Source organism: Seohaeicola saemankumensis (assembly GCF_021021435.1).
Taxonomy (GTDB): Bacteria; Pseudomonadota; Alphaproteobacteria; order Rhodobacterales; family Rhodobacteraceae; genus Seohaeicola.
On the sequence record NZ_JAINWI010000012.1, the window covers coordinates 255,879 to 274,788 of the forward strand.

General features: G+C 60.8%; 16 protein-coding genes and 1 tRNA gene. 7 read left to right on the forward strand and 10 right to left on the reverse strand.

Translation table 11 applies throughout. From position 1 onward, the window contains the following. Window positions 1-51: 51 nt before the first annotated feature. From dnaG to K7H22_RS11155, 7 genes are all read right to left on the reverse strand, one after another. Window positions 52-2,028 carry a DNA primase gene (gene dnaG, locus K7H22_RS11125; protein WP_230800883.1) on the reverse strand — a complete coding sequence of 659 codons (1,977 nt, stop codon included), beginning with the start codon at window positions 2,026-2,028 and terminating at the stop codon, window positions 52-54. Between the two features lie 64 nt (window positions 2,029-2,092). Beyond that, the gene (locus K7H22_RS11130) at window positions 2,093-2,419 is read right to left on the reverse strand and encodes a hypothetical protein (protein ID WP_230800884.1); all 327 of its coding nucleotides are present in this window, start codon (window positions 2,417-2,419) and stop codon (window positions 2,093-2,095) included. A 48-nt stretch (window positions 2,420-2,467) separates the two neighbouring features. Further along, a complete protein-coding gene (locus K7H22_RS11135; RefSeq protein ID WP_230800885.1) occupies window positions 2,468-3,019 on the reverse strand; it encodes a sarcosine oxidase subunit gamma in 552 nt (183 codons plus the stop codon). Continuing rightward, window positions 3,012-5,942 carry a sarcosine oxidase subunit alpha family protein gene (locus K7H22_RS11140; protein WP_230800886.1) on the reverse strand — a complete coding sequence of 977 codons (2,931 nt, stop codon included), beginning with the start codon at window positions 5,940-5,942 and terminating at the stop codon, window positions 3,012-3,014. Before K7H22_RS11140 ends, K7H22_RS11135 begins: the two co-directional genes overlap by 8 nt. Continuing rightward, the gene (locus tag K7H22_RS11145) at window positions 5,939-6,211 is read right to left on the reverse strand and encodes a sarcosine oxidase subunit delta (RefSeq protein ID WP_230800887.1); all 273 of its coding nucleotides are present in this window, start codon (window positions 6,209-6,211) and stop codon (window positions 5,939-5,941) included. The genes K7H22_RS11140 and K7H22_RS11145 overlap by 4 nt, the downstream gene beginning before the upstream one ends. A 33-nt stretch (window positions 6,212-6,244) precedes the next feature. Then, the gene (locus K7H22_RS11150) at window positions 6,245-7,498 is read right to left on the reverse strand and encodes a sarcosine oxidase subunit beta family protein (protein WP_230800888.1); all 1,254 of its coding nucleotides are present in this window, start codon (window positions 7,496-7,498) and stop codon (window positions 6,245-6,247) included. A 223-nt stretch (window positions 7,499-7,721) separates the two neighbouring features. After that, window positions 7,722-9,152 (reverse strand): Glu/Leu/Phe/Val family dehydrogenase, encoded by a 1,431-nt coding sequence (locus tag K7H22_RS11155; protein ID WP_230800889.1) that lies wholly within the window; start codon window positions 9,150-9,152, stop codon window positions 7,722-7,724. Window positions 9,153-9,573: 421 nt separating this feature from the next. Between K7H22_RS11155 and K7H22_RS11160 the strand changes: the two genes are divergently transcribed. The 3 genes from K7H22_RS11160 to K7H22_RS11170 are packed head-to-tail and all read left to right on the forward strand — an operon-like array spanning window position 9,574 to window position 12,454. Then, the gene (locus tag K7H22_RS11160) at window positions 9,574-11,334 is read left to right on the forward strand and encodes a TadE/TadG family type IV pilus assembly protein (RefSeq protein ID WP_230800890.1); all 1,761 of its coding nucleotides are present in this window, start codon (window positions 9,574-9,576) and stop codon (window positions 11,332-11,334) included. Beyond that, on the forward strand, window positions 11,331-11,897 hold the full coding sequence (locus K7H22_RS11165) for a TadE/TadG family type IV pilus assembly protein (protein ID WP_230800891.1): 567 nt from the start codon (window positions 11,331-11,333) through the stop codon (window positions 11,895-11,897). The genes K7H22_RS11160 and K7H22_RS11165 overlap by 4 nt, the downstream gene beginning before the upstream one ends. Further along, window positions 11,894-12,454: a TadE/TadG family type IV pilus assembly protein gene (locus K7H22_RS11170; protein WP_230800892.1), complete on the forward strand. Its 561-nt coding sequence runs from the start codon at window positions 11,894-11,896 to the stop codon at window positions 12,452-12,454. The genes K7H22_RS11165 and K7H22_RS11170 overlap by 4 nt, the downstream gene beginning before the upstream one ends. Window positions 12,455-12,493: 39 nt before the next feature. On the opposite strand, the gene K7H22_RS11175 is transcribed toward K7H22_RS11170, so the two are convergent. Beyond that, window positions 12,494-12,967: a hypothetical protein gene (locus K7H22_RS11175; RefSeq protein ID WP_230800893.1), complete on the reverse strand. Its 474-nt coding sequence runs from the start codon at window positions 12,965-12,967 to the stop codon at window positions 12,494-12,496. A gap of 97 nt (window positions 12,968-13,064) precedes the next feature. Then, window positions 13,065-13,652, reverse strand: a complete 588-nt coding sequence (locus tag K7H22_RS11180; protein WP_230800894.1) for a TetR/AcrR family transcriptional regulator — start codon at window positions 13,650-13,652, stop codon at window positions 13,065-13,067. A gap of 158 nt (window positions 13,653-13,810) precedes the next feature. Between K7H22_RS11180 and K7H22_RS11185 the strand changes: the two genes are divergently transcribed. The 4 genes from K7H22_RS11185 (at window position 13,811) to K7H22_RS11200 (ending at window position 17,700) form a co-directional block, all read left to right on the forward strand. Then, on the forward strand, window positions 13,811-14,173 hold the full coding sequence (locus K7H22_RS11185) for a hypothetical protein (protein WP_230800895.1): 363 nt from the start codon (window positions 13,811-13,813) through the stop codon (window positions 14,171-14,173). 177 nt (window positions 14,174-14,350) lie between these two features. Further along, on the forward strand, window positions 14,351-15,637 hold the full coding sequence (locus K7H22_RS11190; protein WP_230800896.1) for a homoserine dehydrogenase: 1,287 nt from the start codon (window positions 14,351-14,353) through the stop codon (window positions 15,635-15,637). Between the two features lie 103 nt (window positions 15,638-15,740). Continuing rightward, a complete protein-coding gene (gene recJ, locus K7H22_RS11195; protein ID WP_230800897.1) occupies window positions 15,741-17,486 on the forward strand; it encodes a single-stranded-DNA-specific exonuclease RecJ in 1,746 nt (581 codons plus the stop codon). 139 nt (window positions 17,487-17,625) lie between these two features. Next, a tRNA-Glu gene (locus tag K7H22_RS11200) sits at window positions 17,626-17,700 on the forward strand. A gap of 227 nt (window positions 17,701-17,927) precedes the next feature. Here the strand turns inward: K7H22_RS11200 and K7H22_RS11205 are convergent. Then, the gene (locus tag K7H22_RS11205) at window positions 17,928-18,560 is read right to left on the reverse strand and encodes a hypothetical protein (RefSeq protein ID WP_230800898.1); all 633 of its coding nucleotides are present in this window, start codon (window positions 18,558-18,560) and stop codon (window positions 17,928-17,930) included. Window positions 18,561-18,910 lie beyond the last annotated feature (350 nt).

Below are 18,910 nucleotides of genomic sequence, written 5' to 3' on the forward strand. Positions count from 1 at the left end.
GATTCGCAAATTGTTTACCCTCTTTTGTTTACCAATTCCCTCATAAAACCTCTATCGATCGCGTTTGGTAAAGGTAATCTTGTCCATTAAAGCATCAAGCGCGCTGCGTTCGCTACGATTGATTCGCGCGCCATTGGGGCCGGTATCGTATTCGGTCTGGTCCTCGTGCTGGCTGCGAACAGCCCGATTATTGGCTTCGGCTGCCTGGCTCAGGCGCCACGTCACCGCCTCATCGGCCAAGCCCTCAAGATCCTCCTCCGCCTCGGCGATTTCCGAGATCAGGCCCCGCTGACAGGTCAGCTTGGCCAATTCCTCTGCCACCGTCATCCGCGCCATTTCGGTATTACCCGGCTGGCGGACAGGGGGCACGATACGGACATGGGGAAGCGCAAAGAGGCTTTCAAGGGCCTCGCCCCCCAACTCTTGGGCCAGAGCCGCCTGCAGGGACTGATCGTCATGCGCCTGCTGTGCCGTCAGTCGCAACAATGCATCGCGCAGCGCGGCGTGACCTGCGGCAAGGCATTCCATCCGCTCGATCTCGCCCTCGAATTCCTCGATCACGGAAGGGGTGCAGATCAAAGTGGCCAGAATGACCGCCTCGCGCAGCTGGTCCCCGACGGCGTCACCGGCCTGAGCCAGAAACGAGGATTTCGTGCTGGATTGCGGCACAACAGGGGCCTGCCAGCGCGGACCACCGGGGGTCCATGCCGCCTTTGCGCGATCCAAAGCGGTGGCCTTGCGCCTTGTGCCGAACAGCTCCCACCGCATTTCCTTGATCGCCTCGCCATAATGGGCGCGGATCGAGGGGTCCTTGATCAGCTTGATCTTGGCACGCAGGGATTTGTCCAGCATGGCGCGGCGTTCGGGGCTGTCGAAAACCTGCCCTTCTGTCTCGCGCCGCCAGAGCAGATCCACCATCGGCAGCGCCTGATCCAGCAGCGACTGCATGGCACCGGCACCGCCTGCGCGGATCAGATCATCGGGGTCTTTGCCCTCGGGCATCATTGCGAAACGCAAGGACTGTCCCGCCTCCAACAGTGGCAAAGCCAGATCAATCACGCGCAGGGCTGCGTTAAATCCGGCGCGGTCACCGTCCAGCGCGATGACAGGTTCGGGTGTGATACGCCACATCAGTTGCAACTGTGTATCGGTCACGGCCGTGCCCAGAGGGGCTACTGCGGCGGCAAACCCGGCCTCCGACAGGGCGATCACGTCCATATAGCCTTCGGCCACGATCAGCGGCTTGCCCTTGCCCGCCGCTTCGCGAGCCGGTGCGTGGTTGTAAAGCGTGCGCCCCTTGTCGAATAGTTCCGTATCGGGCGAATTCAGGTATTTCGCGTTGTCATGGGGGTCCATCGCCCGCCCGCCGAAGGCGATACAGCGCCCGCGCACATCGCGGATCGGAAACATGATCCGGTTGCGAAATACATCAAAGGGCTTCTTGCCCTTGGTCGAGGCTTTAGCCAATCCCGCATCAAGGATCAGATCCTCGCTGACGCCCTTGCCGGTCAGATGATCCCATAGCCCTTGCCAGCCATCGGGCGCAAATCCGATCCCGAACCGTTCCAGCGCAGCGGGCTTGAGTCCGCGTTTGGCTAGATAGTCCCGCGCCGCCCCCGCCTGTCCGGTGCGCAGTTGCAAGACAAAGAACTGCGCCGCCTGCTCCATCACCTCGGCCAGTTGCGTGCGCCTGTCGGCCTTTTGCTGGGCTTGCGGATCGCGGACGGGCATCTGCATACCGGCCTCGCGCGCCAGAATCTCGACCGCTTCCATGAAGCCGACATTCTCGGTCTCCTTCACGAAGGTTACGGCGTCGCCCTTGGCATGACAGCCAAAGCAATAATAGAAGCCTTTTCGGTCATCCACATGGAAAGACGCGCTTTTTTCCTGATGGAAAGGGCATGGCGCCCACATGTCGCCCTTGCCCTGATTGGACTTGCGCATGTCCCACATGACCTTGCGCCCCACAACCTGAGACAGGCTGACGCGTGTGCGTAGTTCGTCAAGGAATCCGGGTGGCAGGCTCATGCCGGACAATATAGGCCCATCGGTCAGGCAAAGCCATGGCCGGCTGGTGGATCATCTGTGGATATCAGGGCTTGTAGCCAAGGCATTGCGTTTCGAATGCTGCGGCTGTCTCGGCGGTCATCTGATCGGCGGGAAGCGAATAGATCCAGCCCACCAGAACCGAGATCGACGGCGCGTATTTCGGATCAATGCCGCTGTCGCTGCCCTCAAGCCGTGCCAGAGCGCCGTTCTGGTCTGCGCCGCCGCTGCGCAGCGCGACAGCGCTTGAGACGATCTGCGCCTGTCCGGTGCAGCGCGCCGCGCGTTCGGCGTCGGTTTCGGCACTGGCCGATGTTGCCCCCAAAGCAAAGCCCGTCAGGGTAAGGGTCGACAGGACAATGGCGCGCATCATAATTGTGTTCTTTCAGTTGAATACTTAACGATGCATTAAATGGCAGCGTCATGCGCGGGCTGCAACCCCCTCCATCGCGGTTACAAGATCATGTGACATTGTCCGCGCCATCGAGCGGAAGACCATGATCTGGAAAGCCGTCTCGCCCAGCCGCGTGATCGAGGCATGCATATGCGCCAATTCGGTGCGCGCGGTGTGGCCGCGTTTGAAATGCCCCGCCCGCAAATCAATCGGCACAAGACGCGCCAGCACATCGGCAGCCCCTGCCCCTTCCAGACGCGCGACGGCCCAGCCATCGCTGATATCCGTCACGGCTGCATGCGCGGCGAGACTGGGATCGGGGACCGGCCCCATCAGCAGGATATGGGCGTGCCCGAACCAGATAGCCCGCGCACCATCCTTGCCGGTGCTGCGCCCTGCCGCGGGCAGTGCCATGCCATGCGCGGATTTGAGCGCCGCAGCAAGATCCTTGCCCCTCAAGGGTGCCAGAAGCGTCAGATGGCCAGCATGGACCCCAGACAGGGTTATATTGCCAACAGTTGACGGCAGAAGCCCCGCAAAAGGGCTGAGTGGTTTCAAAACGGCAGCAGGATCAGCCACGGGCGCGCCCTCCGTCTGGATCGAAAAAGACCGGATCGGACACTTCGCACAGGGTCTCGATCCCGCGCAGGTGATCGACAAGGCGTACCACCTCGCCATGCCGCGCGCGCCCCTGTTTCAGGAATGCCAACCCGAGAAAGACCCCTAGCGTTGGCGAGAACCCGACCGAGGTGACATGCCCCTGCGAATTCTCGCGCGTCACTTCTGCGTCCTTTTCGAACAGATGCGCGCCTGCTGTCAGTTGTTTGACCGCTCCGATCGGCTTGATTCCCACCAGTTGCGGTCGGTCGGGATCGACCAGTCCAGGTCGAGCGGCAGCCGCCTTGCCGATGCAATCCTTCCTGGCCGAGATCATACGCTCCAGCCCCAGATCGAAGGCCGTTGTACGCCCGTCCATTTCGGCATGGGTCAGGAAACCTTTTTCGATCCGCAAGACATTCAGCGCCTCCATCCCGTAGCCCCCCCCGCCCAGCGCCTCGGCACGTGCAATTAGCAGACGGAACAGGCTGTCGCCATAGCGCGCGGGAATGGCAATTTCATAGGCTTGCTCACCCGAGAAAGAGATGCGGAACAGCCGCGCCGCGATCCCCTGCACGGCCACGTCGCCGCAAGCCATGAATGGCAGGCGGGCATCATCCACAGGGGCATCCAGCAACCCGTTCAGCAGATCGCGCGACTTCGGCCCCGCGACGGCGAATTGCGCCCAATGCTCGGTCACCGAGCACTGGCTGACATCCAGATCGGGCCGCAGGCCCTGGTGCACAAACTCCAGATGCCGCATCACCGCCCCCGCAGCAGCGGTGGTTGTGGTCATCACGAAATGATCCGGCCCCAGCCGCGCGGTGGTGCCGTCATCCATGACATGCCCATCCTCGCGCAGCATCAGACCATAGCGCACACGTCCCACCGGCAGGGTCGAAAACATGTTGGTATAGACGAAATCCAGCAGCGCCCCTGCGCCCGGACCTTTGATGTCGATCTTGCCCAACGTGGAGACATCGCAGATCCCCACGGCATTGCGGACCATAGTGACTTCGCGGTCGCAGGATTGCCGCCACGTGGTCTCGCCCTTGCGGGGAAAATAGCTGGGGCGATACCACAGCCCCGCCTCGACCACCGGGGCACCTGCCGCCACACTGGCCGCGTGGCTGGTGGTGAAGCGCTGCGGCGCAAAGCCCGCGCCCTGCGCACCCGCCCCCATCGCCGCGATACTGACCGGACTATAGGGCGGGCGGAAGGTCGTGGTACCGGTTTCGGGAATCCCCCGCCCGGTTGCATCGGCCAGCACCGCCAAAGCCGCCACGTTGGAGTTCTTGCCCTGATCCGTCGCCATACCTTGGGTCGTGTAGCGCTTCATATGTTCGACCGAGCGGAAATTCTCGATCGCTGCTTGCTTGATATCCTTGACCGTCACATCGTTCTGGAAATCCAGCCATGCGCGCCCCTTGCCCGGCACAGCCCAAAGCGGCGCGATAGCGTAAGGCGCATCCTCGGCTTGCGGCAGCGCCATGTCCGGCACCTTGAAGCCCAGATCACCCAGTGCTGCCGCAGCGATACGCGCGCCTTCCGCCAGACAACCATGCGTCGACATGGTACCGTTGCAGGCCCCTGCCGCAACAAGCCCCGGAACCGCGTCGGGCGTCGGCACGAAACTGGCCAGATCTGCATTCCATGTCGGGCGACCATTCATGTGGCAGGTCAGATGCACGGTCGGGTTCCAGCCGCCGGACATGGCCAGACAATCGGTGCGCATCTTCTCGATCCCCGAGGTGGTGGCGATGCTGATGGATTCCAGCCCTTTGCGCCCCTGCGCGTCACAGACCTGCGCGCCCTTGTAGAAAGGCACGTCCAGATCAGTCACCGCATCGGGGCGACTGTCGATCAGCGCAGCGACATGTACGCCTGCCGCCATCAGATCGGCGGCGGTGCGATGGGCACCGTCATGATTGCCAAAAACCGTGACCGCCCTTCCGGGGCTGACCGCCCAGCGGTTGACATAGGCGCGCACGGACCCTGCCATCATCACGCCCGGACGGTCGTTGTTCTGGAACGCGACTGGCCGTTCCAGCGCCCCCGCGGCCAGCACAGCGCGACGTGCCACGATGCGCCAGAACGCCTCGCGCGGGGTATTGGGGCGCGCGGCCACTTCGGGGGCCAGCTTTTCCAGCGCGGCAAAGGTGCCTTGGTCATAGGCCCCCGTCACGGTCGTGCGGGTCATGATCCGCACATTGGGCATGGCGGCCAGTTCAGCCGTCACCAAGGCAGCCCAATCACTGCCGGGCTTGCCATCCACCTCAAACGTTTCGGCATTCAGCCGTCCGCCGGTGCGCGTATCCTCGTCGCACAGGATCACATCCGCGCCCGACCTTGCCGCCACCTGCGCTGCCATCAGACCCGCAGGCCCCGCGCCGATCACCAGCAGATCGCAATAGGCAAAGGCCCGCTCGTAGCGGTCGGTATTGCTTTGGCCCGACAGCGCACCAAGCCCTGCAGCGCGCCGGATCAACGGTTCGTAGACGCGTTCCCAGAAGGCACGTGGCCACATGAAGGTCTTGTAATAAAACCCCGCCGCCAGAAAAGGGGCTGCAAGATCGTTCATCGCCAGCAGGTCCATCTCGAGAGAGGGCCATGCGTTTTGCGACCGCGCCGCCAGCCCTTCGGACAGTTCCAGCACCGTGGCGCGGATATTCGGCTCTTGCGTGCCGCCCCGCCCGACCGTGACAAGCGCGTTGGGCTCTTCCGAGCCTGCCGTCAGAACCCCGCGCGGCCGGTGATATTTGAACGACCTTGCGACCAGCCGGATATCATGCGCCAGTAAAGCCGAGGCCAACGTATCCCCCGCAAATCCCTCATAGCGGTGCCCGTCGAAACTGAAGCCGATCCGCTGACTGCGGTCGATCTGCCCCCCCTTGCCCAGCCTCATGCGGCACCGCCCGGGTGACGGCTGACCAAATCCGCATCCAGTACGGCATGGGTAACGGTGTCGCGTGTCACCACCAGCCACGCAGCGCAACCCGCCTCGTGATACCACAGATCGCGCGTCACACCGGCAGGGTTGTCGCGCAGATGCAGATAGGCGTCCCAATCTTCGGGCATGTCATCGACAGCAGGACGGCGCAGGGCGACCGCATCACCCTGATAGGTAAACTCGCGCCGGTCTCTCTCACCGCAGATGGGGCAGGTGATCCTCATGCTTGCTCCGTTCCAGATGGGCGGTTCTTGCCCTTAATGCAGGTTGTGTTGCGATCCCGTGCCTTCTTCATCCATCAGCCCGCGCCCTGTGCGGAACCGGTCCAGCCGGAACCGAGCCGCGGGCGCGTGATGGCCATCGGTGGCGATCAGATGAGCAAAGGAAAAACCCGATCCCGGCACCGCCTTGAACCCGCCATAGCACCAGCCGCAATCAAGATAGAGCCCGTCGATATGAGTTTTGTCGATGATCGGGCTGCCATCGGGCGTCATATCCATGATCCCGCCCCATGACCGCAGCACGCGTGCCTTGCCGATCATCGGCATCAGGGTCATCCCTGCCTCCATCACATGCTCGACCATCGGCAGATTGCCCCTGCTGGCATAGGAGGCGTAGAAATCCAGATCGCCGCCGAACACCAGACCGCCCTTGTCGGACTGGCTGATATAAAAATGCCCCATGCCGAAACTGACAACATGGTCGATCACCGGCTTGACCCCTTCGGTCACGAAAGCCTGCAGGACATGGCTCTCAATGGGCAGGCGCATCCCCGCCATGGCCGCCACCTGACCCGAACGGCCTGCAACGACAATGCCGACCTTCTTGGCGCGGATCGCGCCGCGCGTGGTCTGCACGCCTTTGACCACGCCGTTCTCGATATCGATCCCCGTCACCTCGCAGTTCTGGATCAGATCGACGCCGCGTTGGTCGGCACCGCGCGCATAGCCCCATGCCACCGCATCATGGCGCGCCGTGCCGCCCCGCGGATGCAACAGACCACCAAAAATTGGAAAGCGGGTATTGTCGAAATCAAGGTAAGGCAGATATTTCCGCACGCCTTCGCGGTCCAGCAACACGGCGTCATCGCCCTGATTGATCATCGCATTGCCGCGCCGTGCAAAGGCATCGCGTTGCCCGTCGGAATGGAACAGGTTGATCAACCCGCGTTGCGAGTGCATGACATTATAATTCAGGTCATCCTCAAGCCCTTCCCAGAGCTTGAGCGAATGCGAGTAGAATTCCGAATTGCCCTGCAGGAAATAGTTGGCGCGCACGATGGTGGTGTTGCGCCCGACATTGCCGCCGCCGATATAGCCCTTTTCCAGCACGGCGACATTGGTCAGCCCGTGTTCGCGTGCAAGATAATAGGCCGTGGACAAGCCGTGCCCTCCGCCGCCGATGATGATGATGTCATAGTCGGATTTCGGCGCAGGGTCGCGCCAATGCGGCGCCCAGCCACGGTTGCCGGTCGAACCTTCCTTGAAAACCCGAAGGCCCGAAAAGCGCATTTTGCCTGTCCCCTGTGCTCCGGACGCCCGCCTTGCGCGGCAGTCAATCGGTTCACAGCCGAGTCTTCAACAGGCAATCGCAAAAGCCTTGCCCGTTCGCGACATAGATCGTCGTATTTCTCTGACGATCGCCGCGTCTCCAATTCTGCTTGTCCGCCCTGCGGGCGTCTGCGCGTCCCGTCGCAGCGCGGACGTCTGCAAGACGGACAAGCGCGTGCTTCTGTCAGATCCCCTTGGCCTGATAACTTGCAGCTACTTTGCTGATCGACACGATATAGGCGGCCGTCCGCAAATCCTTGACGTCTTCGCGCGCATGCCAGACCGCGCGCATCGACTGGTAGGCGATCCGCATCGTGTCATCCAGCCCCGAGCGCACAAGTTCCAACTCGTCGGCGCCGCGCAGATACTTGTCCTTGAATCCCGGCGACAAGGTCCAGCCAAGTCCCTTGTCGCTGCTCAACCGCTCCAGTTCATTGACCAGCATCAATGTGCGCGCTTCCTCGGCGCGGCGCTGCATCCGGCCAAAGCGGATATGGCTCAGGTTCTTGACCCATTCGAAATAGGACACCGTGACACCGCCTGCATTGGCATACATGTCCGGAATGATCACTGTGCCTTTCTCCCGCAGGATATCATCGGCAGCCGCAGTCACCGGACCGTTCGCTGCTTCGATAATCAGAGGCGCCTTGATCCGGCTGGCATTGCTGCGGTTGATCACCCCCTCAAGGGCCGCGGGGATCAGGATATCGCATTCCTCCTCCAGAACATCCGCCCCGTGGGCGATATGGCCGGCATCCGGAAAACCTTTGACACCCCCGTGTTTCGCAATCCAGTCGCGCACAGCATCTACATCCAGCCCGTCCGGATTGAACAGCGCGCCATCGCGTTCGATGATCCCGGTGATCCTGCACCCGTCCTCGGCGCGCAGGAAACTCGCGGCGTGATAACCCACGTTGCCAAGGCCCTGAACGATCACACGTTTGCCATCCAGATCGCCGCTGAGCCCTGCTGCTTTCACATCCTCGGGATGGCGGAAGAATTCGCGCAGCGCATATTGCACACCGCGTCCCGTCGCCTCGACCCGCCCCGCGATACCGCCCGCGTTCAACGGCTTGCCTGTCACACAGGCGCGCGCGTTGATATCGGTGGTGTTCATGCGGGCATATTGATCCGCAATCCAAGCCATTTCCCGTTCGCTCGTGCCCATGTCAGGGGCTGGCACATTCTGCGCCGGGTCGATTAGATCGCGCTTGATCAACTCATAGGCGAAACGACGCGTGATCAATTCAAGCTCATGTTCGTCATAGGCGCGCGGGTCGATCCGCAAGCCGCCCTTGGAGCCACCGAAAGGCGCTTCGACAAGCGCGCATTTATAGGTCATCAGCGCAGCCAGCGCCTCGACCTCGTCCTGGTTGACGCCCATCGCATAGCGGATACCGCCCTTGACGGGTTCCATATGTTCGGAATGAACAGACCTGTATCCGGTAAAGGTGTGGATCGTTCCACGCAGTCTGACGCCAAAACGCACGGTGTAGGTAGAATTGCACACGCGGATCTTTTCCTCGAGCCCCGGCGAGAGGTCCATTAGCGCCACGGCGCGGTTGAACATGAGATCGACGCTTTCGCGGAAACTGGTTTCATTCGGTTCAGCCATAATGTGTTCCTTCCTGTTCCGTCGCGGGCGGGACGACCTGTGCAAAGCTTGTCGCACCACCGAGTAGAACAAGAGTTAACAGTTGCCCAAACTTTGTGCACCTTTTTATCTATTCGCCAGCTTGCCGCAGCACCGGCGACTCATTTCGCAGCACTCAACTTTAGATATCTTCCGACCAAGATCGTCTTAATGGCGAATATTGAAAATCCGAGGCCGCCTCAACTTTGACACGCTGTTTCTGCGCAAGGAACAATCCACGGAAAAGCAGCAAGAATGTACCCCAAACTCATGTAAAAAAACGAACAAATTTTGCCTAGAGGACAAAATTCAGCCATAGTCTAAGGGCATTTCTAGATATCCGAAGATAGCTTGCGGGTTTGCCCTGAACATTTGCAGGGCGATTTGATTCGAGGTTCACACTATGACCGGTATTTCAAAAACGGTCCAAAGCGCCATCACGACTGCGGCGTCACGGACAGCGACATGTGCCCACGGCCAGAGCCGTCAAAGGACGGTCTCGGGCCGCGCCTTCCGCTGGCTGAAACTGTCGCATTTCCGCCGTGACGAAGACGGGGCAATCGTGATCTTTTCGGTCTTCATGTTTCTCATCATCGTTTTTCTCGGCGCGCTTGGTGTCGACCTGATGCGCTTCGAGATGGAGCGTTCCAAGCTACAAAGCACGTTGGACCGCGCTGTTCTGGCCGCGGCCGATATCGACCAGAGCCTTAATCCCTCGGCTGTTGTGAACGACTATTTCACCAAATCCGGCCTTGAGGGTTCTGTCGGCAGCGTGACTGTAACGGAAGGTCTGGGGTATCGTGCCGTGAGCGCGACAGCCAGCAAATCCATCAAGACGCAACTTGTCCATATGTTCGGTGTCGACACGATGAGCGCCCCTGCTGCGGGCGCCGCCGAAGAACGCGTGGACGCCGTGGAAATCTCGCTAGTGCTCGATATCTCGGGCTCGATGGGCAGCAACGGTCGCATCGGGAACCTGCGTACTGCCGCATACGATTTCATTGACGCGATTTTCGAGAACAGCGCCGAAGACAAAGTGTCGATGTCCATCATCCCCTATAACGGACAGGTCAATGTCGGGCCTGATCTGATTTCGAAATACGCCGTAACGGACCGGCACAACCAGAGCTATTGCGTCGACTTGCCGACATCGGTCTATACCACGGCGGCGCTGTCACGCTCGCTGACCATGCCGCAGCATGTGTTTGCCGATACGTACAACTCTTCCAATAGCAGCAACAGCTATGACACGTCGAGTATGACGCCCTCTTCCTCGAACCGCTGGTGTGACCCCAATTCGGCCAACCGCATTCGCGTGCACAGCAACAACGTGGGCCATCTGAAAGGTCACATCCAGACACTGCAACCCATTGGTGCTACCTCGATCGACGCAGGTATGCGCTGGGGTGCGGCATTGCTGGACCCAAGTGCCCGTGGCGTCGTGACCGAACTGGTCGCGGAGGGCAAGGTGATCGCCCCCTTCTCGGGCCGCCCCTTGGACTACGGCGATCCCGAAGTGCTCAAGATCATGGTGCTGATGACGGATGGTGAGCATTGGCCCAATGAATACGTCAATGACGGCTTCCGCTCTGGTCCGTCCACAGTGTTCCGCAACAGCTCGGATGACCGGTATTCGATCTACCACGCCAGCAAATCTGGCGACAACAAGTACTGGGTGCCCCATAACGACACCTGGAGCCAGGTTCCCTGGGGTGGGTCTGTAACCCAAACCTGCACAGGCCGGTGGTGGAGCCAAACCTGTACGACAACACTGTCCAACGGCAACGCCGTGCGCCTTGACTGGCCGCAAGTCTGGCAACAGTTGCGCGTACAATGGGTTGCGAACCAGCTCTATCGCCGCGCCCTTGGCGGCTCCCTCTCCAGCTGGATTGATACACTCCGGACTCGCGAGGGCACAGTCATCGGTTCCGGCCCGCATGAAGTGTCGATGATGAATACCCGCCTCAAGAACCTGTGCGGCAAGGTCAAGGACGAGGGTGTCGTGATCTACACGATTGCCTTCGAGGCCCCGACTGTCGGTAAAAGTCTGCTGCGCGATTGCGCCAGCTCGGTCAGCCATGCCTTCGACGTGGACGGTCTCGAAATCAAGAGCGCGTTTGCATCCATCGCCACATCCATCCGCAAATTGAGGCTGACACAATGACGGGGTCAAAAAGCACAAAAAGCGGTCGGCGTGGATGGGCTTTGCGCCTGTGGCGCAGGGCGCAGCGGGACGAGGGCAATGCCACGATCGAGTTTGTTATTCTCTTTCCGATGTTTGTCTTCCTGCTGGTCTCGGCGGTCGAGTTGGGTTTCATCACCATGCGCCACACCATGCTGGACCGCGCGGTGGATCTGACCGTGCGCGACATACGCCTTGGCACCGGAACAGCGCCGCAATACGCGCAGATCCGCGATACGATCTGCGAACGCGCAGGCGTCATTCCGGATTGTCAAAACAACATCAAACTCGAAATGATCCGTATGGACCTGCGCAATTGGCAGTCCCCGCCTGCCGATTACGACTGCATCGACCATTCCGAGGAGGTGCAGCCCGTCCGCACCTTCACCAACGGGATGGAGAACGAGATGATCCTGCTGCGGATCTGCGCCATGTTCGAACCGATTTTCCCCTTGTCGGGACTGGGTCGCGACCTCAAGGAAACCAGTGTGAACGGCTATAAAGCCATGGTCACAGCCACAGCATTCGTTCAGGAGCCGACATGACATTTTCATCCTGTGCCAAAGTGATGCAGAGGTTGCGGCGGTTCGCACGCGACACGCGCGGATCGTTGACTGTCGAAGCCTTGATCATGTTCCCGCTGCTGTTCTGGGCCCTGCTGTCGATGCTTGTATTTTTCGACGCCTACCGCCAGAGCAGCCTGAACGTAAAGGCAGCCTATACGATCAGCGACATGCTCTCGCGCGAGGTGGAACCGATCACGCCCGCTTATCTGGATGGCGCGCGCAACCTGTTCAATGAACTGGCCCGCACGGCGACACCGTCGCGCATGCGTGTCACGGTTGTCTATTACAACGCCGGACAACAAAAATTCTACCGCGATTGGTCGCAAGAACGGGGCGGCGTCGCAGTCCTTAGCAATGCCGATGTTCAGACAATGCAGGACCGCCTTCCCGCAGTGCCGGACAACGAGCGTCTGATCTTGGTCGAGACATGGGCCGATTATAACCCGCCCTTCAATGTGGGCATCGACCGTCAGGATCTATATAACTTCGTCTTCACCCGCCCGCGCTTTGCGCCGCAGGTGAAGTTCGAAAGCTAAGACCGGATCACGACGCCAAACCAGACAGTCCAGACGACACTAGCGTTGTTTGGTCAGAAGTGTCTGGATCGTCTCGGCCATAAACTTCGTCTGGGCCGGTGGCGTGACACCACCAACACCCACACGCCGCCCGATGCGCCACCACAGGCCCGGGCTCCAGTGCCGGTCTTGCGGTGCGGTTGTCACCAGAACAAAACCGTTAGACGGTTTGAACGCGAACATCCCGCGATTGACGCTTTGGATCTGGTCCAGCCGCGCCAGAACGCGCCCGTCGCTGTCGCGCAATTCGTCGCGCGTCAGTTCCAGCGAGGCAACGCTTGCGCGGCGCATTCTTTCGGTCAGCACCAGCGTCACCACGCCTGCGGCCAGCAAAATGACCTGCCAGCCGAAAGTGCCGGGGGGCTGCATCAATCCAGCATAGACCAGCAGACCACCCAGCAACGCCAAAACGACAATTCCCATCATCCGCCGTGGGGCCGAGGCGGAAACAGTGGCCAAAATCTCTTGCTGCATATCCTGTCCATTGCTGCTGAGCGGGCTGCGCGCCCTGATCCTTGCCCCTCTCCCTAGCGGGGTTCATTCCGCGACGCGAGAGTATTTGAACGACTGCCTATGCTGAAACGGTCTTGCGGATCATGTCCCAATAGATCGATTCCACCTCGGGCACGGTCAGACGGCCTTGTGCCCGGTACCATGTGGTCACCCCTGTCAGCATCGCAATCACGGCCAGTGTTGTGATCTTGGTATCCGCGACGCCAAACAGACCCTGTTGCACACCATCGCGCAAAATCGCTTCCAACTCGTCCTCGTAGCGGCGGCGCAGCCCTTCGATCACGGCAAAATTCTCGGGCGAGAGGTTGCGCAACTCCATGTAGGAGACAAAGACCGCATCAAGCCGTTCCAGATGGAAATGGATATGGAACCGCGTGAAACCCTCAAGCCGCGCCACGGGGTCTTGCAGCATCGGGACAGCGGCACGTGCGTCAAGCAGTTCGTCCATATGCCCACGCATGAGATCAAATAGCAGGCTTTGCTTGTCAGCAGTGTAGTTATAGAGTGCGCCCGCCTGCACGCCAACCTCGGCCGCGATCTGACGCATGGATACGGCCGCGTAGCCATGGCGCGCGAACAGGCGCAGCGCTGTCTGGGCGACGCGCGGGCCGGTAATATCGGAATGAGAACCTGCGGTACGTGCCATACTACCTTCATAACTGAACATCCGTTCAGATCAAAGACTTCCCTGTCAGATACGTTCACCTGTCGTCACAGGGTGTCAGCCGGTCGCGCACCCTCGCCGCTTGCGCTGCGGGCGCGGCTGTTGCATGACAAGATAGCCCTCGAAAGTGACTGCTGATCATGCCCGCTGCCAACCCTGACCTGATGCCATACTCGACCAAGCCCCGCGCGCAGCATGGCGGACGGGTCATACTCACCGCTGTTTTACTGGCAAGCGGATTTGGCATGGCAGCCTGCACCCATTTTCCTGAAATGGGTGACAGACTGACCCAAGCCGAGGAAAATCAGACTTTTCCCAAGCTGGTGCCGGTCGAGACCTTGCTGGCGGGGGTTGAGCCGGAAAACCTGCAACCCGACACCAAGGACACGCTGGAGGACAGGATCGCCGCCTTGAACAGTCGCGCCGATGGCCTGCGCGCTGCGGGCATGGACGACGACACGCGCGACCGCATGCAACGCGGTGTGACCCTGACAGACGACTGAGCACTTGGCGGACAATAGGGAGCCATCCAGCGGCACAGAACCCAAAACCCGCAGTTGCAAAAGACACCGCGCGCGCCACTCCGCCAAGCGATCAGGACTAAACCACAGGCACGGCGTTGCAAGGCTGATCCGAACCCGATACATCGCCCATGATCACAGCATTTTACGGAGGCACCGATGACCCAACCCCTGCGCCTAGGCATTGCCGGATTGGGCACTGTCGGCATCGGTGTCGTGAAGATCATCAAGCAGCAAGCAGCACTTCTTGCCGCGCGGACGGGACGCGAGATCACGATCTCGGCCATCTCGGCGCGGACGCGCGACAAGGATCGCGGTGTCTCTCTGTCGAAATTCGCATGGGAAGACGATCCGGTCGCGCTGGCCACCCGCGACGATGTGGATGTGTTCGTGGAATTGATGGGCGGTTCGGACGGCCCCGCCAAGGCCGCGACCGAAGCCGCCATTGCCGCAAACAAGGATGTGGTGACCGCCAACAAGGCGATGCTGGCGATCCACGGGCAAGCCTTGGCCGAAGCCGCCGAAGCCGCCGGCAGCGTCATCCGTTTCGAGGCGGCTGTCGCGGGCGGCATTCCGGTGATCAAGGCGCTGACCGAGGGACTGGCTGGCAACCGGATCAGCCGCGTCATGGGCGTGATGAACGGCACCTGCAACTATATCCTGACGCGGATGGAAGCCACAGGCCAAGGCTATAACACGCTGTTCGAGGAAGCCCATAAGCTGGGCTATCTGGAGGCTGACCCCAATCTGGATGTCGGCGGCATTGATGCCGGTCACAAACTGGCGCTGCTGGCCTCCATCGCGTTCGGCACCCGTGTCGATTTCGAGGGGATCGAGTTGGAAGGTATCCAGCGCATCAGCCTTGATGATATCCGGCAAGCCGCCGATATGGGCTACAAGATCAAGCTCCTGGGCGTAGCACAGATGACCGGACGTGGACTGGAACAGCGGATGTCGCCCTGCCTTGTGCCCGCAGCCAGCCCTCTGGGTCAGTTGGACGGCGGCACAAATATGGTGGTGATCGAGGGTGATTCCGTAGGCCAGATCGTGCTGCGCGGAGCCGGTGCGGGCGAAGGCCCGACCGCCAGCGCCGTGATGGGGGATGTCTGCGATATCGCGCGCGGTTTCCGCCTGCCTGTTTTCGGCCAGCCGGCCGCGAGCCTGACAACCGCACTGCGCGCGCAATCGGTCCTGCCCGCGCCCTATTACCTGCGGATGAGCCTGCGCGACAAACCGGGCGCCCTGGCCAAGGTAGCGGCCATTCTGGGCAATGCAGGCGTGTCGATCCACCGGATGCGGCAGTATGACCACGTGGACGACAAGGCGCCTGTCCTGATCGTGACACACAAAACCACTCGCGCCGCCCTTGACGAGGCGCTGGTCGCGATCTCGGAAACCGATGTGGTCACGGATACGCCCGTGGCCCTTAGGATCGAGACAGTGTGAGCAGGGCTGCATCCGCTCAGGGCGTTCTGCGAACCACAACCGCGCCCTGTAACGGATACGCCGTGCTTGGATATTTGGAGCAAGAAGAAGCAGAGGCAGGCGCATGAGCTTTCTGGGGGTTGATCAATCGCTGGGCGGGCGCCGCTGGGTCGGCCCAGCCACCGAAATCACCCGTCACGCCGAAGCGATTGCCCAGAGCACGGGCCTGCCCGACGCGCTTTGTCTTGTGCTGGCAAGACGCGGCGTCCAGCCCGAAGAGGCTGCGGGTTTTCTGGAACCGCAACTACGCGACCTGTTGCCCGATCCGCGCAGCCTGCGCGATATGGAAACCGCCGCGGCGCGTTTTCTCAAGGCGGTGGACGGACGCGAACGGATCGCGGTTTTCGCGGATTATGATGTGGATGGAGGCAGTTCCGCGGCACTGTTGATTCTCTGGTTGCGCCAGATTGGCCTTGCGGCCACGCTCTATATCCCTGACCGGATCGACGAAGGCTACGGCCCCAATGACACCGCCATGGCGGCCTTGGCACGCGATCACGCCCTGATCATCTGTGTCGATTGCGGAACCCTGTCGCACGGGCCGATTTCCGCGGCGCAGGGCGCGGATGTGATCGTTCTGGACCACCATCTGGGGGCCGAAACCCTGCCGCCCGCGCTGGCCGTGGTCAATCCCAACCGGCAGGATGAAAGCGGCGATCTGGCCCATCTCTGTGCCGCCGCCGTAGTTTTTCTGATGCTGGTGGATGCCAACCGGCAACTGCGCGAGGCCGGTCGCAGCGGCCCCGATCTGATGGCGCTGCTGGATCTGGTGGCGCTGGCGACCGTCGCCGATGTCGCCCCCCTGATCGGCGTCAATCGCGCCCTTGTGCGGCAAGGCCTGCGCGTTATGGCCCGACGCGAAAGACCTGGTCTGGTGGCGCTGGCAGATGTCGCGCGGATGGACGGACCGCCCTCGACCTATCATCTGGGCTTCCTTCTGGGGCCACGCGTCAATGCGGGGGGCCGGATCGGCAAAGCCGATCTGGGCGCGCGTTTGCTGGCCTGCGACAACCCGTTCGAGGCGCAAGCCATGGCGGAACGTCTGGACCAGCTCAATACCGAGCGCCGCGAGATCGAGGCCGCGGTGCGCGCTGCTGCACTGGCACAGGCCGAGACCCGCGGGCTGGAGGCGCCACTGGTCTGGGCGGCGGGCGAGGGCTGGCATCCCGGCGTCGTGGGAATCGTCGCGGCCCGCCTGAAAGAGGCCACCGGCCGCCCTGCTGTCGTGATCGGGCTGGACGGTGACGAGGGCAAAGGCTCTGGCCGCTCGGTTGCGGGCGTGGATCTGGGAGCCGCGATCCAGCGAGTAGCCGCCGAAGGTCTGCTGATCAAGGGCGGCGGGCACAAGATGGCAGCGGGCCTGACCGTGGCACGCGACAAGCTGGAACCTGCGATGGCGCGTCTGACCGACCTGCTGGCGCGTCAGGGCGCGGGCGAAGGCGGTCCCGCCGACCTGAGGCTGGATGGTATGCTGATGCCCGCCGCAGCAACCGTCGAACTGGTCGAGCAGATCGAGACCGCCGGCCCCTTTGGCGCAGGCGCCCCTGCCCCGCGTTTTGTCTTTGCCGATATGGTGGTTCATTTCGCCAAGCGGATCGGCGACAGCCACCTGAAACTGGGCTTCGGCGACGGTCTGGGCACGCGGCTCGAGGCAATCTGCTTTGGCGCCTATGACACGAATCTGGGTCCCGTGCTCGAAGCACATGGCGGCGCCAGATTCCATCTGGCCGGACGGCTGGAGATCAATCGCTGGGGCGGACGGCAAAGCGTGCAACTCCGGCTCGAAGATGCCGCGCCCGCCGCGCAGTGACCGCTGGGCGACGCGAAATACCGCCCTTGGCAGCATTCCCGACAGAGGACGCCAGCATCCGAATTATTTTGCAAAAAGGCACGAATTTCCGCTTGCGCCGGATAGCACCTTTGCCTAGATACGCGTCACGTCAGCAAGTGGCCCGTTCGTCTATCGGTTAGGACGCCAGGTTTTCAACCTGGAAAGAGGGGTTCGATTCCCCTACGGGCTGCCAATTTTTCCCACAAAGTACTGATAAAAAATGCTTTTTCGGCCACTACGGCGCTCTTCCCATCAGTTTGCCCATCATAGAGTAGCCGGCACATCTGCTGTATCAGGCAGTCTCATCCTGTTGCATGCCGTGTCAGTTGGCTCCTTTGTCGTACGGAAAACCGAAACAAAGGTACTCTCAACGGCTGCCAGTAGGTGAGTAGCAGCTGGAACTCGCAGAAATCGAACCCGCTATGCGGCTTCTTTCTTGTCCGCAGGTTCATGGTGCAGAGAAACGACCTTGTGTCTTACTCGGAACTGCAAGCCCGAAGCATCGTGTTGATGCTGCGACCAAAACGCAAGCTCGTTGCCTGCAGGGTCGTCAAATGTACTTATGCCTTCGTTTCTATCGCCGAGTTCTTTGCGCCATCGGGCTAGCATAGCCTTGGCATCCCGGTTTTTGCAGTAGATGACGACTTCGCCCTGATCTTGGCCATGCACGCCAGTCGAGTACCTAGTGGCAAGCTGTTTGAAACCTTGATCTAGCCATCCGTATCGTGTGTGCCACTTTGCCTCAGCGAGCCACACAAACAGGTCTTTGCCGCGAATGACGATGTCACAATGCCCGCCAACTTGCTCGTCATGTCGTGGCTGAAACCCTAGCGCGCTCAGAAACTGGCAAATCTCTATGGTAAGTTGATCTTCACTAAGGTCTTGCTTGAGATGCTTGTTTATCTCCAGTTCGTTGCATGCGTAGTCTAATGCGGTTCTTACGGCCTCCAGCCTCGCCTCATGCGATTGGGCAAGGGTGTACTTGTTTGCGGCTTCAAGCGCCGTACCGCTTTGTAGCAGCAGCAACGTATCTACAGTAATTTCCTGTCCCACTATGACGCGCCCTTTGAAATCGCCCCTTCTCGTAGCGAGAAGAAAGGACAGACTTTGGTTGCCGCGTCTTCGACAGGTTGCCCAAGATCGGGATGAATTAGAAAATTTCTTCGGACAACAGCTTCAAATTCTTCAGCCGTCAGTTCATGGCTCTCGTCTTCCTCATCGATGAAAAAACCACCTGCATCTAAAATGGCAAACTCAGACGTCGTCAGAACATTTAGCGCGGCAACCAACTCGGGCGTGACGTGATCCTGACCGGTCAGGTCGAGAAGGTTACGATACGTAAGCGCAGCGGCTGCCTCGGGTTTGACCTGCCCCCCGAAGCTCCCTCATTCATACCGAGAGTT

Coding starts and splice junctions, on each gene's coding strand:
- K7H22_RS11145 (WP_230800887.1), bottom strand. CDS start 6,211: ATGAGGATCACCTGCCCCATCTGCGGTGAGAGAGACCGGCGCGAGTTT.
- K7H22_RS11185 (WP_230800895.1), top strand. CDS start 13,811: ATGCCCGCTGCCAACCCTGACCTGATGCCATACTCGACCAAGCCCCGC.
- K7H22_RS11130 (WP_230800884.1), bottom strand. CDS start 2,419: ATGATGCGCGCCATTGTCCTGTCGACCCTTACCCTGACGGGCTTTGCT.
- K7H22_RS11170 (WP_230800892.1), top strand. CDS start 11,894: ATGACATTTTCATCCTGTGCCAAAGTGATGCAGAGGTTGCGGCGGTTC.
- K7H22_RS11175 (WP_230800893.1), bottom strand. CDS start 12,967: ATGCAGCAAGAGATTTTGGCCACTGTTTCCGCCTCGGCCCCACGGCGG.
- K7H22_RS11150 (WP_230800888.1), bottom strand. CDS start 7,498: ATGCGCTTTTCGGGCCTTCGGGTTTTCAAGGAAGGTTCGACCGGCAAC.
- dnaG (WP_230800883.1), bottom strand. CDS start 2,028: ATGAGCCTGCCACCCGGATTCCTTGACGAACTACGCACACGCGTCAGC.
- K7H22_RS11165 (WP_230800891.1), top strand. CDS start 11,331: ATGACGGGGTCAAAAAGCACAAAAAGCGGTCGGCGTGGATGGGCTTTG.
- K7H22_RS11155 (WP_230800889.1), bottom strand. CDS start 9,152: ATGGCTGAACCGAATGAAACCAGTTTCCGCGAAAGCGTCGATCTCATG.
- K7H22_RS11190 (WP_230800896.1), top strand. CDS start 14,351: ATGACCCAACCCCTGCGCCTAGGCATTGCCGGATTGGGCACTGTCGGC.
- K7H22_RS11180 (WP_230800894.1), bottom strand. CDS start 13,652: ATGGCACGTACCGCAGGTTCTCATTCCGATATTACCGGCCCGCGCGTC.
- K7H22_RS11140 (WP_230800886.1), bottom strand. CDS start 5,942: ATGAGGCTGGGCAAGGGGGGGCAGATCGACCGCAGTCAGCGGATCGGC.
- recJ (WP_230800897.1), top strand. CDS start 15,741: ATGAGCTTTCTGGGGGTTGATCAATCGCTGGGCGGGCGCCGCTGGGTC.
- K7H22_RS11160 (WP_230800890.1), top strand. CDS start 9,574: ATGACCGGTATTTCAAAAACGGTCCAAAGCGCCATCACGACTGCGGCG.